Source organism: Kribbella sp. NBC_00482 (genome assembly GCF_036013725.1).
GTDB lineage: Bacteria > Actinomycetota > Actinomycetes > Propionibacteriales > Kribbellaceae > Kribbella.
In genome coordinates this window covers 3138034-3154496 of the sequence record NZ_CP107881.1, presented here as the reverse complement: position 1 = coordinate 3154496, position 16463 = coordinate 3138034, and the positions used below count along the sequence as shown (strand labels likewise).

7 protein-coding genes are annotated in these 16463 nt (G+C 69.1%); 1 reads left to right on the top strand and 6 read right to left on the bottom strand.

What is annotated here, in order from left to right:
* Positions 1 to 67: 67 nt before the first annotated feature.
* The 5 genes from OHB24_RS15620 to OHB24_RS15600 form a co-directional block, all read right to left on the bottom strand.
* A complete protein-coding gene (locus OHB24_RS15620; RefSeq protein ID WP_327639741.1) occupies positions 68 to 730 on the bottom strand; it encodes an anti-sigma factor family protein in 663 nt (220 codons plus the stop codon).
* Positions 727 to 1236 (bottom strand): sigma-70 family RNA polymerase sigma factor, encoded by a 510-nt coding sequence (locus OHB24_RS15615; RefSeq protein WP_130388757.1) that lies wholly within the window; start codon positions 1234 to 1236, stop codon positions 727 to 729. The genes OHB24_RS15620 and OHB24_RS15615 overlap by 4 nt, the downstream gene beginning before the upstream one ends.
* Positions 1237 to 1276: 40 nt before the next feature.
* Positions 1277 to 1687: a DoxX family protein gene (locus tag OHB24_RS15610; protein WP_327639740.1), complete on the bottom strand. Its 411-nt coding sequence runs from the start codon at positions 1685 to 1687 to the stop codon at positions 1277 to 1279.
* A 68-nt stretch (positions 1688 to 1755) separates the two neighbouring features.
* Positions 1756 to 2583 (bottom strand): hypothetical protein, encoded by an 828-nt coding sequence (locus tag OHB24_RS15605; protein WP_327639738.1) that lies wholly within the window; start codon positions 2581 to 2583, stop codon positions 1756 to 1758.
* Between the two features lie 63 nt (positions 2584 to 2646).
* Entirely contained in the window at positions 2647 to 3066 is a 420-nt protein-coding gene (locus OHB24_RS15600; RefSeq protein WP_327639737.1) for a MarR family winged helix-turn-helix transcriptional regulator, read from the bottom strand.
* 52 nt (positions 3067 to 3118) lie between these two features.
* Between OHB24_RS15600 and OHB24_RS15595 the strand changes: the two genes are divergently transcribed.
* A complete protein-coding gene (locus tag OHB24_RS15595) occupies positions 3119 to 3712 on the top strand; it encodes a TIGR03086 family metal-binding protein (RefSeq protein WP_327639736.1) in 594 nt (197 codons plus the stop codon).
* 1 nt (position 3713) lies between these two features.
* Here OHB24_RS15595 and OHB24_RS15590 read toward each other — a convergent pair whose 3' ends face one another.
* Positions 3714 to 16463: a WXG100-like domain-containing protein gene (locus tag OHB24_RS15590; RefSeq protein ID WP_327639735.1), complete on the bottom strand. Its 12750-nt coding sequence runs from the start codon at positions 16461 to 16463 to the stop codon at positions 3714 to 3716.

Sequence of the window (16463 nt, the reverse complement as noted above, 5' to 3'; positions counted from 1 at the left end):
CGGCGGCCTCTCGAGCGACCGCCGCTCTTGTCTTCCTGGTGCCCCGACGGACTGCGGTCATGCGTGCTCAGAAACGAACAGCCAGTAGCACCCGGCCGGATTCCGAGCTGCGGATGTCCAGGGCCTTGATCTCGCTGCGCTGCAGCTTGGTGGTTGCCGCCGGCTTCACCGTCGTCCCGGGCGAGGACGTCCAGCTCGCGATCAGCTCGACCTTTCCGGACGTGTCTGTGACGTACAACTCATAGCCGCGGGCGCGTTCGCTCGGCGTCGCGAGTTCGTCGTACCGGCAGCTGATCTCGATCGTCGTACCCCACGGCTCCGGCACCAGCCGGGCGTCCGCGGACAGCTTGCTGGACACCGTCTGGGCGAGTACGACGACGTCACCCTTCGGCTCGTCGCGGGTCAGCGGGACGATGATCACCGCACCGATGGCCGCGGCGGCGACGGCGATCCCGGTCGTCAGCGCACCGAGCCGGATCCGCTGACGGCGCCGGTCGCGCTGGACATTCCGGACCAGACCGGGCAGCAGATTCGGCGGATCGGCCGTAATGGTGGCCAGCGCGCGGTCGGCCGGCAAGGCGGCCAGCACTCCGGGGATGCCGGCCAGGGACGCGACCCCGGCCGAGCACTCCTCGCAGGTATGCAAATGCTCTTCGTACACGCGCCGGTCTTTCGCCGACAACGCGCCCACCAGATAGGCAGCGTCCCACTCCCGGTACGGGTCGCTCACTGGCTCGTCACCCCCTTCTCCTGCAGCGCGAGCTTCAACGCCCGCAGCCCGTAGTGCAGCCGCGACTTCACGGTGCCCGACGGGATGTCCAGCTCCTCGGCGATGTCGGTGACCGTACGGCGTCCGTAGTACGCACGAACGATCACCTGCCGATGTTCCTCCGACAGCTGAGCCAGCGACTCAGCGACCAGCCACGCATCCAGTACGGCGTTCGCGTGGTCGGCGCTCGGGTTCTCCGGGAGGTCGTCGCTGGCGACCTCCCGGCTGACCCGGGCGCTGCGCCGGTCGTCGATGACGAGGTTGCGCGCCACCGTGAACAGCCACGCCCGGGCGCCAGCCTCGTCCTCGGCCAGGATGTTCGGTCGCCGCCAGGCCCGGAGCAGGGTCTCCTGGACGACGTCCTCCGCCAGCCGGTCGTCGCCGGTCAGCCGGACGACGAACCGCCACAGCGCAGGAGCGTGCACATCGTGCAGCTCACGCAGCAGCGTCGCCCGGTCGTCGGCCATCGGCGCTCCTGCTCTGTGGGGCTGCGGGTCTGACATCAGGTCACTTTGTCGCTGCGGCTGCCTGCGCTTTTGCTGTCGCTGCCCGCTGCACCGACCAGGCGCCGTTGCCCAGGACAGCGATCAGCAGGAAGGCGAAGCAGAACAGGGCCGCCTTCTCGCCACCATTCTGCACCGGCAGCAAAGCACCCGCCTGGTGCACGCTGAAATACGCGTAGGCCATCGATCCGGAGCACAGCAGCGCGGCGTACCGGGTGCCGAGCCCGACCATCACCAGCGCACCGCCGATGGTCTGGATCAACGCCGCCCACCAGGACGGCCAGACGAACGCGCCGACCTGCTCGGTCCCGAGGACGCCGAACAGCGCTGCCGCGCCGTGGGTGGCGAACAGGAACCCGACGACGATCCGGAAGACGGCGATCACTTCTTTTTGAAAACGCTCAAGCACCTGCACAGGGCCTCACTCCTCGCGGTGTGGATGGGTCTTGTGCCTGGTTCGAACGATTGAGTGCTCTACTTGGTTCAACGCTGCGTGATTTGAAGATCACACTCCGAATCGGTTGCCTTTCGGGTGGCGAATTGGTAAGCCCGGGCGGCGACGGTCAGACCGACGCCCCAGACGACGTACGCCGGGACCGCGACCCAGAAGAAGCTCTGCGGGAGGCCGACATCGTCGTACGCGGGCTCGCCCTGGACCACGTTCACGATCATCTGGAGCAGCCCGACCGTGAAGTACGCCGTGATGCCGGCACCGATCGTGTAGCCGGGGACCAGCAGGAGCCAGCGCGGGAAGTACCGGCCGATGCGGTGCACGAGGAGGAACGGGAGGACCGTTCCCACCAGGACGAAGCCGCCTTCGAAGAGAACGACCGACAGGTTGCCGCCGTACGGCGCCTTGCCGAAACCCACGACTGCCTGCGCCGCCAGTCTGGTCAGGCACCCGGCGACCGCGAGGCACGCACCCGCGGTCGAGACCCAGTGCGGCCAGGGCCTGGCCTCGGGCTGATGGGCTTTCGCGAGGCGGCCGAGCAGTACGGCGCCGGCGACCGCGCCGAGTCGGCTGAGCATCCCGGGTACGTCGATCGGGATGCCGAGGCCTGGCAGGACGTTGGCGACCAGGTCGAGCAGGATGAACCCGGCCGCTGCGAGCCAGCCCGCGGCGAGCGCCCAGAGCAACCGCGGCCGGATCCGGATCACGGCGAGGGCGGTGACCAGACAGGCGATCACCGAGACCCAGTTCGGGATCAGCAGATCGTCGCCGGGCAACTTCCACCCGGGTGCGTGGCCGGTCGCGAACCAGATCCGCAGACCGCCGTACGCCATCGCCCACACCACGACCGCTCGCCTCATACGGCCAGCCTGGTGAGCCTCGGCCCCGCCCGGATCACCCGCGCGAGGGATCGGCCTCCACCGTCAGCGTGAAGTGTGCAGTTCTTGCAAGATGCGGACGAAGGTCTTGCGGTCGGCGGGCGCGAGTGCGGTGAGGACCTGTTCCTCCTGCGCCTGGATTTCCTTGCGGACGGTACGGCGTACCCGGCGGCCCTGGGGGGTGATCGAGAGCAGGCGGACGCGGCGGTCGGCGGGGTCAGGGGTGCGCTCGATCAGGCCGGACCGCTGGAGTTCGTCGAGGGTGCCGATGATGCGGGACTTGTCCGCGCCGATCGCCTCCGCGAGCGCGGCCTGGGTCCGGACCGGGGTGTCGTCGAGCGCGGTGAGCACCGAATAGCCCCACATCGAGACCTCATGCGCGGCAAGCACGGGCAGTTCGAGCGCGATCAGTTCCCGCACCAGCGGATACAGCATCGCGGCGAGATCGGGGCGCTCGGTTGCCATGTCGGGAAAGGTAGCACTGGCGCAATCATATGCTGTCGCTTACGATATGCGCATGCCTACTGTTGATTACCTCCAGCTCGACGCCGAAGCCGTCCGGGCCAGCATTGAGGTCGTGTCCACCGCGACCACCGACGACCTGTCCAAGCCGACGCCGTGTCGCGCCTGGACCCTCTACGGGCTGCTCGCCCACATGGCGACCCAGCACTACGGCTTCGCGGCCGCGTCGCGGGGCGAGTCCGACCCGGCGATCTGGAAGGTCCGCGATCTCGGCGACGACCCGGTGAAGGCGTACGTCGAATCCGCCGAGCACGTCCTGGACGCGTTCGCGCAGCCGGGGGTCGCGGACCGGACGTTCACGCTCGCCGAGTTCGGGCCGGACGCGGCGTTCCCCGGCGCCCAGGCGGCCAGCTTCCACTTCATCGACTACGTGGTCCACAGCTGGGACGTCGCGAAGTCGCTCGGTACGACGGTGACCTTCACCCCCGCCATTCTCGAGGCGGCGCAGGACGTGGCCCAGGTCGTGCCCACGGGTGACATCCGCGTCACCCCGGGTACGCCGTTCGCACCCGACGTACCGTGGTCCGGCGAGGACATCCTCGACCGCATCGTCGCCCACCTCGGCCGCAACCCCGCCTGGCCGAACTGAGCTAACTGGCTCCCGAGGGGTTGGGGGGCGGGATACTGCCGGCGGTGTGCGGGTTGCCTTCGGCAACTGTCGAGGACGGCGGCTGCGTGGAGGGCTTTCCGCGGAGGGCGTCGTACTCGTGGCGGAACATCGTCAGGTACGCCGTTCCTTGCGTGAAGCCGGTGTCGGTCGCAGCCACGTCGAAGCCACCGCGCCGGTCGAGGCGGCGGTCCTCGTAGCGCAGGTGGTAGTCGACGTCGACCTTGACCGTGACGACCTGGCCGCGTTCGTTCATCGTCGTCTCGTTGCGGTTGCCGGTGCTGTCCGAGCTCTTCTCGCCGACCTGCTCGCCGGTGGACAGGCCGGCCTGGATCCCGGCCGGGTTCGACCCGCTCATCGACCGAGCGGCCGGCAGCAGCCGGTTGCTCTTCGTCGTCAACTGCGTGATCCGTTGCTGCCGGTCGATCTGACCGAGTTGCGCCTCCCCCTCGGCTACCAACTGCAGGTTCGACAACTCGGCCCGGACCCGCACCGCGACCAGCCGCGATCGCCGACCCGGAACCGGCAACTGCACCATCGTGTGCCCCTCCGGCGAGGCGATCCGCTCGAACGCGGCCAGTCGCGTGGCGGCGGACAACATGTTCTCCAAAGCGGTCCGGTGAACGCGAGCACCTTCTGCCGTAAGCATGTCCGGCGTACCGAGGCGGCTGTAGACGGCATTGAACAGCTTGCGCGCGATCGTCCCTTCGACAACCGTTCCCCGCGGGAGCTTGACCTGACCCGCGTCAATGGCCTCCGGAACCGGCGCGTTGACCACCGACGCGGGCACGAGCAACGTCATCTCACCGGTCAGGTTGCGAGCCTCGGCGCCGTCGACCTGCACAGTCATCCGGTAGCCGCGGGACACCCGTTTGGTCGGGTTCCACAGGGCGCGCGACATCCGGGTGTTCTGCTCGGTGCTCGACGCGGTCGTCGACGTACCGAGATCCGTCCCGACACCCGCCGTACCCGATCCGTTCTGGCTGAGCGAGCCGCCGACTTGACCGCCGTACGTCGTCGCGCCGGTGACGCTGCGGCTCTCCTCGCGGTAGTCGTACACCTGGATGATGTTGAACGCGTTCTCCTTGCGATCCTTGTCCAGCAGGCCATCGACCATGGTCGGGCCGTCGAATTCCAGCTTGATCCGCACGGACACCCTGCGACCGTCTCCGGTCGGGTACTCGGTGACGAACCCGCTGTCGCTGAGCAGGTCGTCGATGTGTCCGTGCCAGCGCAACCCGGCCAGGTCGCCACGCAGACCGGCCGCGAGCACCGGGTCGTCGAGCGCCTCCCGCGAACTGTCCTCCACGGCCGCGAGCACCTCGCGGTACAGATCGGTTTCGTTGTTGTCCGGGTCCTTCAGCGACGTCTCGTCGATCAGCCCGGCGCCCATCGTGGTCGTGTAGTGCTCCGGCATCCGCACGCTGGTCCGCCGCTCGATCAGGTCCTGCGCCGCAGGCAGCACGGCGTCGAGTGAGGGATGGTCCGCTTTGCTCAGCCCGATCCGGTCACGCAGCATCGCCGCCAGCCGTTCGCGCTGAACGTCGTCGGTGTGCCGGCGGGCGATCGCCAGGATCGTTCGCGGCGGGAGGTGCAGGTCGCCCTCGAGCAGACGCTCGACGGCTTCGTGCACCTTCGCGGCCGGGAGGTCGAGTTCGCCCAATCCGTAGAGCCGCAGTGCGTCCCGTTCCGGCAGTGTCAGCATGACCGCGCCGCTGCGTACCTGGGCTACCCGCGGCTCGGCGCCGATCACCCGCAGCTCCGCGACCACCCCGAGGTCGGCCCAGAACTGGTAGTGCTCGCCGTCGCGGATCGCGAGCCGTTCCACGCCGCCGATCTGCGTCTCGGTGCTGCTCGCCGACCGGTCTTTCGAGCGGTTCCCGCTGAGCGAGCCGCCGTACGACGACCCGTCCGTATCGACCACGCCGGTGCCGCCACCGAGGCCGAACGTGCCGCTGGTCGAGGTTCCGGTGGTGATCGTCGAGCTGCCCAGGGTCAGGTTGATCTCGCCGTTCACCGGATGCCCGGAGCCGACGTACCTGAGGTTCAGCAGGGTCGTGTCGACCGTCAGTCGCGCTCGGCCGGTGGTCACACCACGCTGACTCAACGCCTGGTCGACGTTCGACGGCGCGGGGGTGACCAGCAGGCTGGTGCTGTACGGCGCGGTGAGCATCTCGGGACGCGCCGCCAGGTTGCGCGGGTTCAGGAACGCGCTCAGGTGGTGCAGCGCCGAGCTGTCGCCGCGGGCGAGTTCCGGCAGCTCGGCGGTCAGCCGTCCCACCAGGTCGCCGACGTCGACCGCCTGGAAAGTTGCTGAGCGCAACAAGTATCTATTGACCTCGCCCTCGATCGCCATCGTTGGCTCGGTGCCGTCACGACGGCAGAACTCGCTGTCGATCGAGAATCGGGCGGAGCCGTCGACAGTGACGATCGGCTTGGACTCGTGGCCGACCTCGGTGATGACGATGGTGTGCGGTACGTCGAAGACCGCGACCGGCGCCGTGCTCTCGGTCAGCGAGACGCGGTTCAGCGTACTTCCGGTCGCCCAGCTGATGAACCGGCCGAGCGAGGAGCGTCCGTAGCTCGGAGCGATCTCCGGCGTCGCGCCCTCCTCGCCGACCTTGGGCTTGTCGCTGAAGCCGAATCTGGTCTGCCAGGGAAGACTTCTGGACTGTCCGCCGGACCGGCTGGTGGTGTTCGAGCCGATGTCGAGATTGACCACGGTCTCGCCGGTGGAGAGCCCGAGGAACTTGGCCTCGCCGGTGTACGACCGGAGCCTGATCCGGTAGGTGTGCAGCTCCGGCGGGAACCCGGTGCGGTGCCGGTCGAGACGGAGCACGATGCCTTCCTGGGCGGCCGGATCGTAGCCGGTCTCCAGGCGGTGCCTGGCCAGTTGCTGACCGACGCGTTCGAGGTTCGCGAGCTGGCTGGCGGCCAGGGCCGGGTCCTTCCCGCCGAGCTCGCCGTTCGGGATCAGGCCCTTCGCGGACAGGTGCTCGAGGAACTCCTGCAGGGCCTCGTCGGCGCCGCTGAGCTCCTGCACGAGAGCGGGTCCCGCACCACGGATCGGCTGCCGCCCCTCTTGGTCCCGGTACGGTCCCTCCTCGATGTGCCGCCAGCCTCTGTGCATCCACACCGGGAGCTGGATGTCTTCGCCGGTCGGCTGCGGGTCGCCGCGCAGCAGTCGCCGGCCATCCAGGCCGTAGCTTGGTTGTCCGTCCTGGTCGCGGACGATCGCCGCCGACGGGACAGGCAGCCCGTAGCGGTACGCGTCGTTCTCGGGCATCCGCAGTACGGCGTCGCCCGCGGCCGTCAGGGTGAACTCGCCGGCTCGATCGACGCGGTGGATGGTGAGGCGATGCTCCAGGCGTAGCTTCACGCCGACCGTCGGCTGCATGCGTTGGACGCTCGGATGGATCGCGGTGTCGCCGGTGTTCACCGAGGTGTCATGACCTGCGTTCAGGCCGGCCTTTCCACCTGGCCCGAGATCCCAGGACGACGTACCCAGGTCTTGCGTTGCCGTCCCGCCGTACCCCGCCGAGACCGCGAACGAGTCGCCGGCCGAGAACGTCTGACCGCCCGACGTTCCCGAGAAGCCGACCCGCAGCCGCTCGACCTTGTGGTCCTTCGAGCTGTCGCCGAGCAACGTCGCCCGCTCCCACACCGCGACCGTCTCGAGCTGTGCGTACGCGACCGCGCGACCGCCGCTGGTGATGATGCGGCTGAGACCGCCCGGGCGGGTCATCTCGGCGAGCCGGCCCGGCGCGTCCTCGGTGAGCAGGCCGCGCAACTGGTCATGACCGACCCGGTCGAGTGACCCGAGTCGTTGCCTGAGGCCCGCAATCGCCCGGTCGGCCAGGTCGCTCAGTCCGTCGACCCGGGTGGCAACGTGTTCCGGCAGGTCAGTGCGGCGTTCGTCCGAGGGGATTCTGACGGTTTCCTTGGGCGCGCCGACTGTGTACGCGTGGCTGATGCCGAGTTCGAGGGTCGCGGTGTCTTTCGTCGTACCGCCGGCGACCACGTGCCGCGCGGACCAGGTGTCGACGGCGGACGTCCGCATCCGCCACGACCAACGCGGGCGCGACGAACGGAAACGGTGGATCTCGCCTTGGATGACCTCGACCGCACCCGGCAGCCCGTACTCCGTCGCGCCGCCCGTGACACTGAGGCCGACATTCTTCGAGTACTCGACACTCGGCGAGACGACCTGCGCCAGGGCCTTGTACGGGTTCCCGTCCGGTAGTCCCGACAGGAACGGAGCGAGCTTGAGGACGCCGTTGGCGCTGAAGGATTGGGTCGTGGTCGTGCCGACGCTGTAGCCACCTTGCACCAGCTGGCCGAGCTGCGCCTCTTCGATCAGCACCGGGTTGTCCAGGACCTCCTGGAGCTCGCTCGGATCGAGGGTCAGCTCGAACTGCGTCAACTCCGCGACATCTGCTCTTGGATCGTTGCCGACGGTCAGGACGAGTCCGCCGGGTGACAGTAGGCGTCGGGTCTCCGCTCGCAGGGTGCGGTGCAGCAGCTCCGGGGTGAAGCGGAACGTCTTGTTTTGTTGGACTAGGGCCTGGTTCAGCTCGTTTGTGAGGGCGGTCAGATGCGGCAGTTGGCCGGAGACCGCGGCTGTTTGCAGGACATCCTTCGGCGGGAGACTCTCCGCTCGTCGTTGCTCATAGAGGGCGTCTTGTTGCCGGGCTGCTTGGAGCATCGCGGGGGTCGGGGTGTCGCGGTATGCCTGCCAGGCATCGCGTGCCCGGTCGGCTTGGTGTGCGGCCGCCGTACATGCCTCCGCGATCGCTGTGTGGCGGGCGGCTTTGGGCGCGTCGTCTGTCGCCTTTGCTGCGCTCTCGGTGCGGGCGGCGGCTCGGTTGGTGAGTTCGGTTTGCTGTTCTTGCAGGGCGTTCGGCCGCAGTTCGGCGTACGTCGGCCAGTCGAGAGGGGGACGTTCTGGGTGGAACAGGCTGGTCGGCACGGCCCGCGCCTGGTCGGCGGTCAGGCTGCGGTGGAAGTCCACGCGGGCCGCTAGGGCGCGGGACGGCGTACGGCGATGTTCTTCGGCGAAGACTAGGTCGGCGGCGATGTCCAGCAGACCGCGGCCGGGGGCGGCGTGGGACTGGATCTGCGCCAGCGAGAGCGGGCTGTAGCGGCCGTCGGTGGCCTGGTGGATCTTCGCGGCGATCAGGGCTGCGTTCTCCGCCTCGACGCTCGGCTCGTGGTGACGGCCGGGTGCCCAGGTCAGGTCGGTGAGGTTGCGGGTGTGGATCGGGTCGTTGTGCAGGATCGAGGCGCTGACCGGGCGCCCCTCGGGACCGTCCGGGCTCGTGTGCGGATCCAGGCCGGCCTTCTGCATGGCGTCGGCGTACTGCGTGAAGGTCGTGGAGATGCGGACGAGTACGTCGGTGAGCTGGTGGAGTTCGGTCGGGACGCGGGCGTCGTACTGCTGCAGGAGGCGTTGACGTTCGGTCTCGAGGTTGGCGAGGCGTGTCTTGAGTTCGGGGAGCGTGGCGCGGTTCTGGTCAAGTTCAGCGGTGATGCGCTGTTCGGCGGTGGCGGCCTTGGCGTGCATCCGGCGCCGCAGGTACTTCGCGTAGAGGCTGACCGGTTGGACAGCACCGGCCGCGGCGGCGACCTCGAGGTACGTCGGGTCGAGGTGAAGGCTGTGCGCCACCAGAGCGGCCACCCCGATCCCGACACCGGCGATCGCAGCACGCCGACGTCGGTTCGTGGGCACTTCGCGGTCGGATCGGCGGGCTTCGGCGTAGCGGCTGGTGATGGTGTGGGCCGGCCAGGCGAGGGCGGCGCCGGTGAGGACTGTGGCGGCTAGGCCGATCTGCCCATGGCCCGCGAGGACCGCCGCAGAAACCGCGCCGGAGGGGAGGGTCTGCAGGAACCTGAAGGAGAGGTCCGCGGGCAAACTCGGCAGTGACCGTACGCCGTTGTCGATGGACCGGTTGATCCGCTTGACCAGGCCCGGCTCCAGGCCGGCGACCGCAGCCCCGAGGTCGTGCGGAAGCGCGGCCCGCAGGTTGTCATGGGCAACCACCCCGAGCGCGTCAGCCAGTTCGGCGAACTGCCGTGCCGCCGTACTGCGTTGAAACCAGGAGTGCCCGTTGTCGCGCTGATCGAGCAGGCTCCGAAGCCTGGCGAACGCATCCGCAACGGACTGCTGATCGGCCGCCGCGATCTGTCCTGCGAAGACGTCCGCGTCCATCCGGCCGAACGCGGCCGCCAGCTCATGCCCGTGCCAGTTGACGAACTGCCGGAACAACGGCAGCTCCCGGAGCACCGCCTGCTGACTCGCGGAAAGGCCCGACTCTGCCACGGGCTGGTCGGCGAAGTGCTGGAAAAGCCTGTACACAAAGCGATCCACGGCCGGATCCGGCGCGTGCGACCGCGTGCTTTCAATGCTCGGCAATCGCATCGGACGGGTGGAGGCAGGCTCGGTCAGCTGGTCTTCCCGTTGATCGATTTCCTCTGCCAGCCAGGCGCGCACCACACTCCGTTGCAGAACATCGCGCACCCGTTGCCGCAGCCCGCGCGGCAGTGGCGGGATGCCACAACGCCGCCCCTCGAGCTTGTTCAGCTGCCGCAGAACGTGCCCCAGCTCCCTGCGCGAGCGGTGTGGCTCCTGGACCAGATACCCAACCTCGGCGCGCCGGCCGGCTCGGATCTGATCGATCTCCGACTCGCCACGGTACGCCGACAACACCCCGGCAACCGCGTGCGCGACCGCACGTCCAACCACCTCGTCACCGACCCGCGGCGAGAGGTTGATCCGAGCCCAGTCCGTCGCCCCGGCGGTCCGTTCCCACCGGACCGGTCCGCTGTCGAGGAAGATGCCGGACACATCGAGCCGCACAGTGAGCCGCTGCCCGTCCGCCAACGTGACAATGATCTGCTCGCCCTCGATCGCCACATCACGCGCTTCCCCACGAGCAGCCGCAACAGCCGCGGCAATCCGCGGCACGGCCCCCTGCGCCACAGCAAGAACCGCATCCCGATCCGGCATCCGACGCCCGTCACCACGAAACTCACTGCGATCGATCCTGCCGGGATCGCCCGCCCGATCAGCCCGAACCCGCCGATCACGAGCCGCACGATCGCCGGCCGTGGCGTCGTACACCGGGCGGTTGCTGCGGATGGCCCGGACCAAGGACCGGAGGATCTTGTAGAGCGGCTCGAGCTCGTGATCGCGGCGCGCCCGCTCCAGTACTTCGTTGCTGATGGCACCGATCCGATGAAGGGCGGCGCCGAGCGGAGTGGAGAGCACGCCATTCCAGGCCTGCAGCAGGCGGGACGGCACGCCGCCTTCCGCGAGCCGAGCGAGGAACTCCTCGTCGCGGATGTCATCCGGTTGGTCGGCGTACAACTCGTCGATCTCCGCGGACAACTCCGCGTCGAGACGGCGGAGCTCATGAACTGCAGCAAGGATCTCGGCGCGTTCCTCCGGGCTGAACAGGCTCCAGCCGTAATGTCCGACGATCTCGTGCCAGAGCGACGCTCTGACATCGGCAGGCGTGCTGTGGTCGGCGGCGGAGAGGTAGATGACTCCTCTCCCGTTCTCCATCCGGAAGTACCCGGGCCGCGGGCCGTCCGTCGGCGTGATCCCGTACTCCCGCGCCAGCTCTTCTCCGTCCGCTCCGACCACGACATCGAGGGCAATCCCGTCGGGTAGCCGCATCCGGTGCCGTACGGCGTCCACGGCCTGCCGGACCGCTCCGGCACTCATCCCTTCGGCGGGCGCCGCCAGCAGTCGCGCGCGACCGGTGTCCTGCTGCGCGTTCTCGACGGCGATCTTCACCAACTGATCGCGGACGTCCATGCTTTCCAGGCTGAGCCCGTGGTCGGCGCGGGCGAGGCGCTGGTAGTCGGGGTCGTCGAGCAGCGGCAGGACGTCAGCGAGGTCGATCACCCGGAGGTTCCCGGTCACGGGGTCGATCAGTGGCTGGAGTTCACCGTGCGAGTGGTGCCCGCCGTCGAGCAGCCGGCGAAGGTACTGGTGCAGTTGCAGCACCGTGTCGAAGGTGACCGCGCGGCGCGCGCGTTCGACCTCGGCGATCGCGTCCGGCTCCGAGGGCTGCGGATCGTGCACCATCGCGCCAGGCACCCGCCCCATGGCCAGACCGACGTACGGCTTGACGTCGATCGTCGCCCTGACCAGCCCGTACGGCGTCGGTCCGTAGCCAGTGCCCGCCGCGGCTACGACTCCTGCGAACTCGTCGGCGATGTCCTTCTGCTGCTGCTCGTCGGCCTTGTCCGGGAACAGCTTGACGATCCACTCGGCGCCGTCGCGCGCGATCGAGTACACCCCGGCGTGCTCGTCGAGGGTCACGATCTGCCCGCGCCGCCCGCTGGTGCTCAGCCGCTCCGCCTGCGGGATCTCGCCCAGCTCAGTTGCGTCGGCCCACGAGTGCGACCTCCAGTGCTCCACGTCGGCGGTCTCCGGCGACCCGGTGATCCGGGCGTCAAGCTCGACTGCACGGCCGAAGAGGTCGTTGTAGCGGTCCCACCCGACGACCTCGGCAAGCAGGTTCACAGGTTCGAGCGCCCGCAGGCCAGGGCTCTCCAGGAGCGGTCGCAGACCTTCGACCAGCGCCGGGTCGTTGCCGGTCAGCTGCTTGATCGCATCGACGACCCGGAGCTGGTCGACGGTCGAGAGACCTTGGTACGACGGGGCGCTCCGCAGCATGTCCGGTACGAGGGTGTCCGGGCGGTCCGGTGTGTTCACCGCGCCGGCCTGGTCGGGCGCCACAGTCGTGTGGGTGATGCGCAGGGCGTCGAGGTTGGAGCGTTGGCCGTCGAGTTGGCCGGACTCGATGGCGGCGGAGTACTCGCCGACGGCCAGGGCATGCTCCGCCTTCTTCAAGGCGTCGCCTGCTGCCTTCACGGCTACCGCGGTCTCGCTGCCCTCGCCGCGTGCGACTGCGTGTGCGTGGGCGACGGCCGCCTCGGTGTAGGTCCGGAGCGCCTCGTTGCGGGCAGCGGTCGACGGCGCGTCGTGGTACGCGACGGCGGCTTCGAGGGCGCCGCTGTGGCGACGGAAGAGTTCGTCCTGATGGGACGCGTACAGCGAAGCCTCACCGGGCGCGCCTTGGCGGCCGGAGCGGTTCAGGGCCTGGATGGTGCCGCGCGGCGACTCGGCGTCGTGGAACCCGACCCGCACCGCGAGCCCGCCATCGACGGCTTCCCGGCCGTCGCGGCCCTTCACCGTGAACACGTGGTCGGTGGCACCGGGCCGATGACCGACGTTGAACGCGTCCGGGTGCACCTCGATGTCGATGCCGCGGCCGAGCACCTTGTTCCCGATCGTGATCGTGCCCGGCTTGCCGGCCTGCTTCCAGATCGCGTCCATCTTCGCGTCGAACGTGTGCTCGGCGATGAACTTCGCCATCGCCTCGGCGTTGACCTGCTGGACCTGGATCATCCCTTCGGAGAGCTGGTGCTCGGCGAGCCGCTCCTCCACGAGGCGGGCGACCAGTGCCACCTCGTCGTTGTGCTCGACAACGATCGCCTGCGGGCGTCCGGCCGACGGGCCACCACTCTTGGACAGGTCGGCGATGGACTGGTCGACGATCGCCCGGTACTTCTCCTCGACGGTCGCGAAGTGCTGCGGCGGCCGGATGTCCAGCTTGCGCTCGTTGAACGACTCGATCTCGACGACCCGGCCGATCTTGTCCTCGCCGTACAGGTCGCGGATCGCCTGCCCGGCGTCCTTCGCCGTACCCGACATCCCGCTCAGGTGCTTGTAGGTCTCGAGCAGGTCCTTGGTCCGGACCGCGTTGGTGTGTTTCGCGTCCGCCCTCAGGTCCAGGCCGTGCCTCGCCTCGAGCGCCTGGGCGACACCGGTCCAGCGCTGCTCGAGCAGGGTCTCGCGGTCGACCAGCGGTTCACCGGAGTGCTTGCTGACGATCAGGATCGTCTCGTGGCCCTCGATCACAGCCCGGATGTAGTCCCGGCCGGGCCGCAGGACCCAGCGGGCTTGTGCCGCATGTTCCAGCCGCGTGGCATGGGTTCCGAACCGGCGTGAGCCGGGCTCGACACCGATCAGCTCGGCGAGCTTCTGCCGGCCCGCTTCGGTGAGCTTTGGTGCTGCCCGGTCGTTTGTCAGCCCGAAGTCGGACTTGTCGAACTTGCCGCTGTCCAGCGCCCGCTTCGCGAGCATGACCTCGGCCTGCGTCTTGGCCGAGGCCTCGCCGGCCGCGCCGGAGCTGTGCGTGTAGACCTGTGTGGCGAGTTCGACCGCGACCGCGTCGATCTCGTCGACGACGACGTGTTCGCCGGGGACGCGATGACCACGGCCCATGCTCCAGCCGAACGCGGCGACGTCACCGACGTACACCGTGGGGCGGCGCGGTTTCCCGTACCGTACGGCGGAATCGACCTGTACGACGTCGTACCCGAGCGGCTCGAGCACCTTGCGGAACTTCTCGTGGGCCTGCGCCGCGAGGCTCCGGTTCGAGGTCATGAAGTGCACCGGGTGCTCGGCCGCGGTCATACCGAGCGCGAGGACGGCGACCGCGGTCTTGCCTTCGCCGGTCATCATCTGCACGAGCAGGTCGGAGCGCAGCGCGAGGTCGGCGTGGATCTGGGTCCAGTTCAGGGCGAAGCCCCAGCCGTCCGGGGTGCGGTGGACGAGCTCGTGAATCGCGAGCATGCGCGCTTCCTCGGGGGTCAGGCGCACCTCCGAGACGAGGTTCAGCTTGCCCTCCGCGAGCTGCCTGATCTCGGCCGGGCTGAGCCGCGACAGCGTGTAGTCCAGCTTCGCCGCCAGGTACGAGACACGTCGTGCATCCGCCGCCAGCTTGGCGTTCTGCACCTGCGCGTCCGCGTCCTTGGCCGCCGTGAGGCCTTGCTGCGCGGTGTCGTCCTTCGCCTTCGCATGGTCTCGCTGATCCCGTAGCTCGTGTGCCCGCGGATCCATGTCGCCGTGCTTCTTGACGTGCTTGTCGAGCGCTCGCTCGGCGTCCTTCAGCTCCTTGCTCGACTGGTCGGCAGCACGCTGGGTGTCCTCGGTCGCCGGTCCCTTCTTCCGGGTCTCCACCGCGGTTTGATGCTCGTCGCGCGCCTTGGTGGCGTCAGCTTCCCGGCGCTGCACCTCTTCCTGGTGCTCCCGTCGTCCAGACCAGTCCCTTACTTCGGGAGTTCCGGCAGGCTCCTGACGCGCATGCTCACCTGCGTGCGGCTGAGCGGCCGCAGGCTGATCAACTTCCTTCGCTGCGGGTGGGTCAGCCTGCCGGTTGGAAACCTGCGGAACCTTCGCCTTCTCCTCCGCAACCTCCACCTTCCCCGCCTCAGCAGGCTTGTCGGGTACGGCGGACTTCTCCGGGCCGACCGGGGGTTTGTCGGGTGGAGCCACCACCTTCTCCGGCGCCGTGCCCTTCTCCGGCGCGATTGTTCTGGTGTGATGTTCCGCTGTTGCCGTCTTGGCATTCGGGGTCGTCGTGTCGGCTCGAGAACCAGAACGAGCCGAGGCTTCCGGCGTACCGACACCGGCAGCCGGCTGCGCGGTGTGGACACCGCCCACCGCACCCGCCTCTGTGCGCGCCTCCGCAGCAGTACTGTGCGCGTTCGCGTGTGCGTTCTGCGTCGGGTTCATCTCCGCGCCGGCGTGGGCGGTCGGAGCGTTGGCTGTCCCAGGCGTCGCCTCGGTGCCGGGTTTGGCGACCACCTGCGGCGGGTCGGGCGGCGGATGGTCGCCGCCACCGATCATCGGGTGGTCCCGGACCGGCTCGACCTTGATCGGATCGCCGTGCGGTCCCCCGGCGGCCGGCCCGTGCGAACCGCCGCCGCCCGGGACCGCCGCGCCCATCACCGCGGACTTCCAGAAGTCCTCGAAGGTCGGCCTGTGATGCGTGACGATCAGGTCGGCGGCCGGCATGCTCACCGCCATCGTCGTGGCACCGGCGATCCGCCGGCCGACGAACCGCGGCACCCGGCCGTTCAGCGCGCTCACGTTCCGGGTCGCCACCCCGCCCAGCTTGGCCATCCCGACACCGGTCACGATCGCGATCGGCGTCGCCACCGCGGCGATCGCCGCGTACTTCTTGGTCTCGTCCCAGTCCCAGCCTTCCGCGTGGTGACCATCAGCCGTGGTGCGACCCGACCGCCCGGTGAGTACGCCGTACCCTTGCGCGATCGTGTTCGGCGCCAGGCCGTAGATGCCCGCGCCGACACCGGCGATCGCCGCCCCGCGGAAAAACTTGACCGGGGTCATCGCCATCGCCCTTCCGGCCCGCGCCGCGAGCGCCGAGATCGCCTGCTTGATGACCCCGCGCGCCCGGTTGTGGATGAAGTTCTTCAGCGCGTTGCGGAACGCCAGCCGCATCCCCAGGGAGAGCGCCTTGCCCGCCGGGATCGCGAACATCAGGATGCCGACCGCGATCTGGGCGAGGATCATCACCTTGGCGCGGGCGATGGTGTCGGCCTGGTCGCGCAGGTACTGCGCCAGCTCCTCGGCTGCGGCCGCGATCGTCTCGACGCCGCCGAACTCCTTGTCGGTGCCGTAGGCCAGGATCTGCGCGGACAACGCGCGACCGGCCTCGCCGTTCCAGGCGGCGGCGACGGCAGTCGCCCCCTCTCGGCACCCGGTGGCGACGGCTGTGCGCAGTTCGGTCGCGATCGCGTCGTACTGCCGGGCGTACTCGCGCATGGCGTCCTCGTCGCCCCCCGGCCAGTCGTCGGGGTCGACACCGACGATCGCGCCGAGGAACTCGACGACCGGATGCCAGATGCCCAC

What these genes read in the sequence shown, in the direction of transcription:
- OHB24_RS15615 (WP_130388757.1), bottom strand. Translation starts at nt 1,236, where the DNA reads ATGGCCGACGACCGGGCGACGCTGCTGCGTGAGCTGCACGATGTGCAC.
- OHB24_RS15605 (WP_327639738.1), bottom strand. Translation starts at nt 2,583, where the DNA reads ATGAGGCGAGCGGTCGTGGTGTGGGCGATGGCGTACGGCGGTCTGCGG.
- OHB24_RS15600 (WP_327639737.1), bottom strand. Translation starts at nt 3,066, where the DNA reads ATGGCAACCGAGCGCCCCGATCTCGCCGCGATGCTGTATCCGCTGGTG.
- OHB24_RS15595 (WP_327639736.1), top strand. Translation starts at nt 3,119, where the DNA reads ATGCCTACTGTTGATTACCTCCAGCTCGACGCCGAAGCCGTCCGGGCC.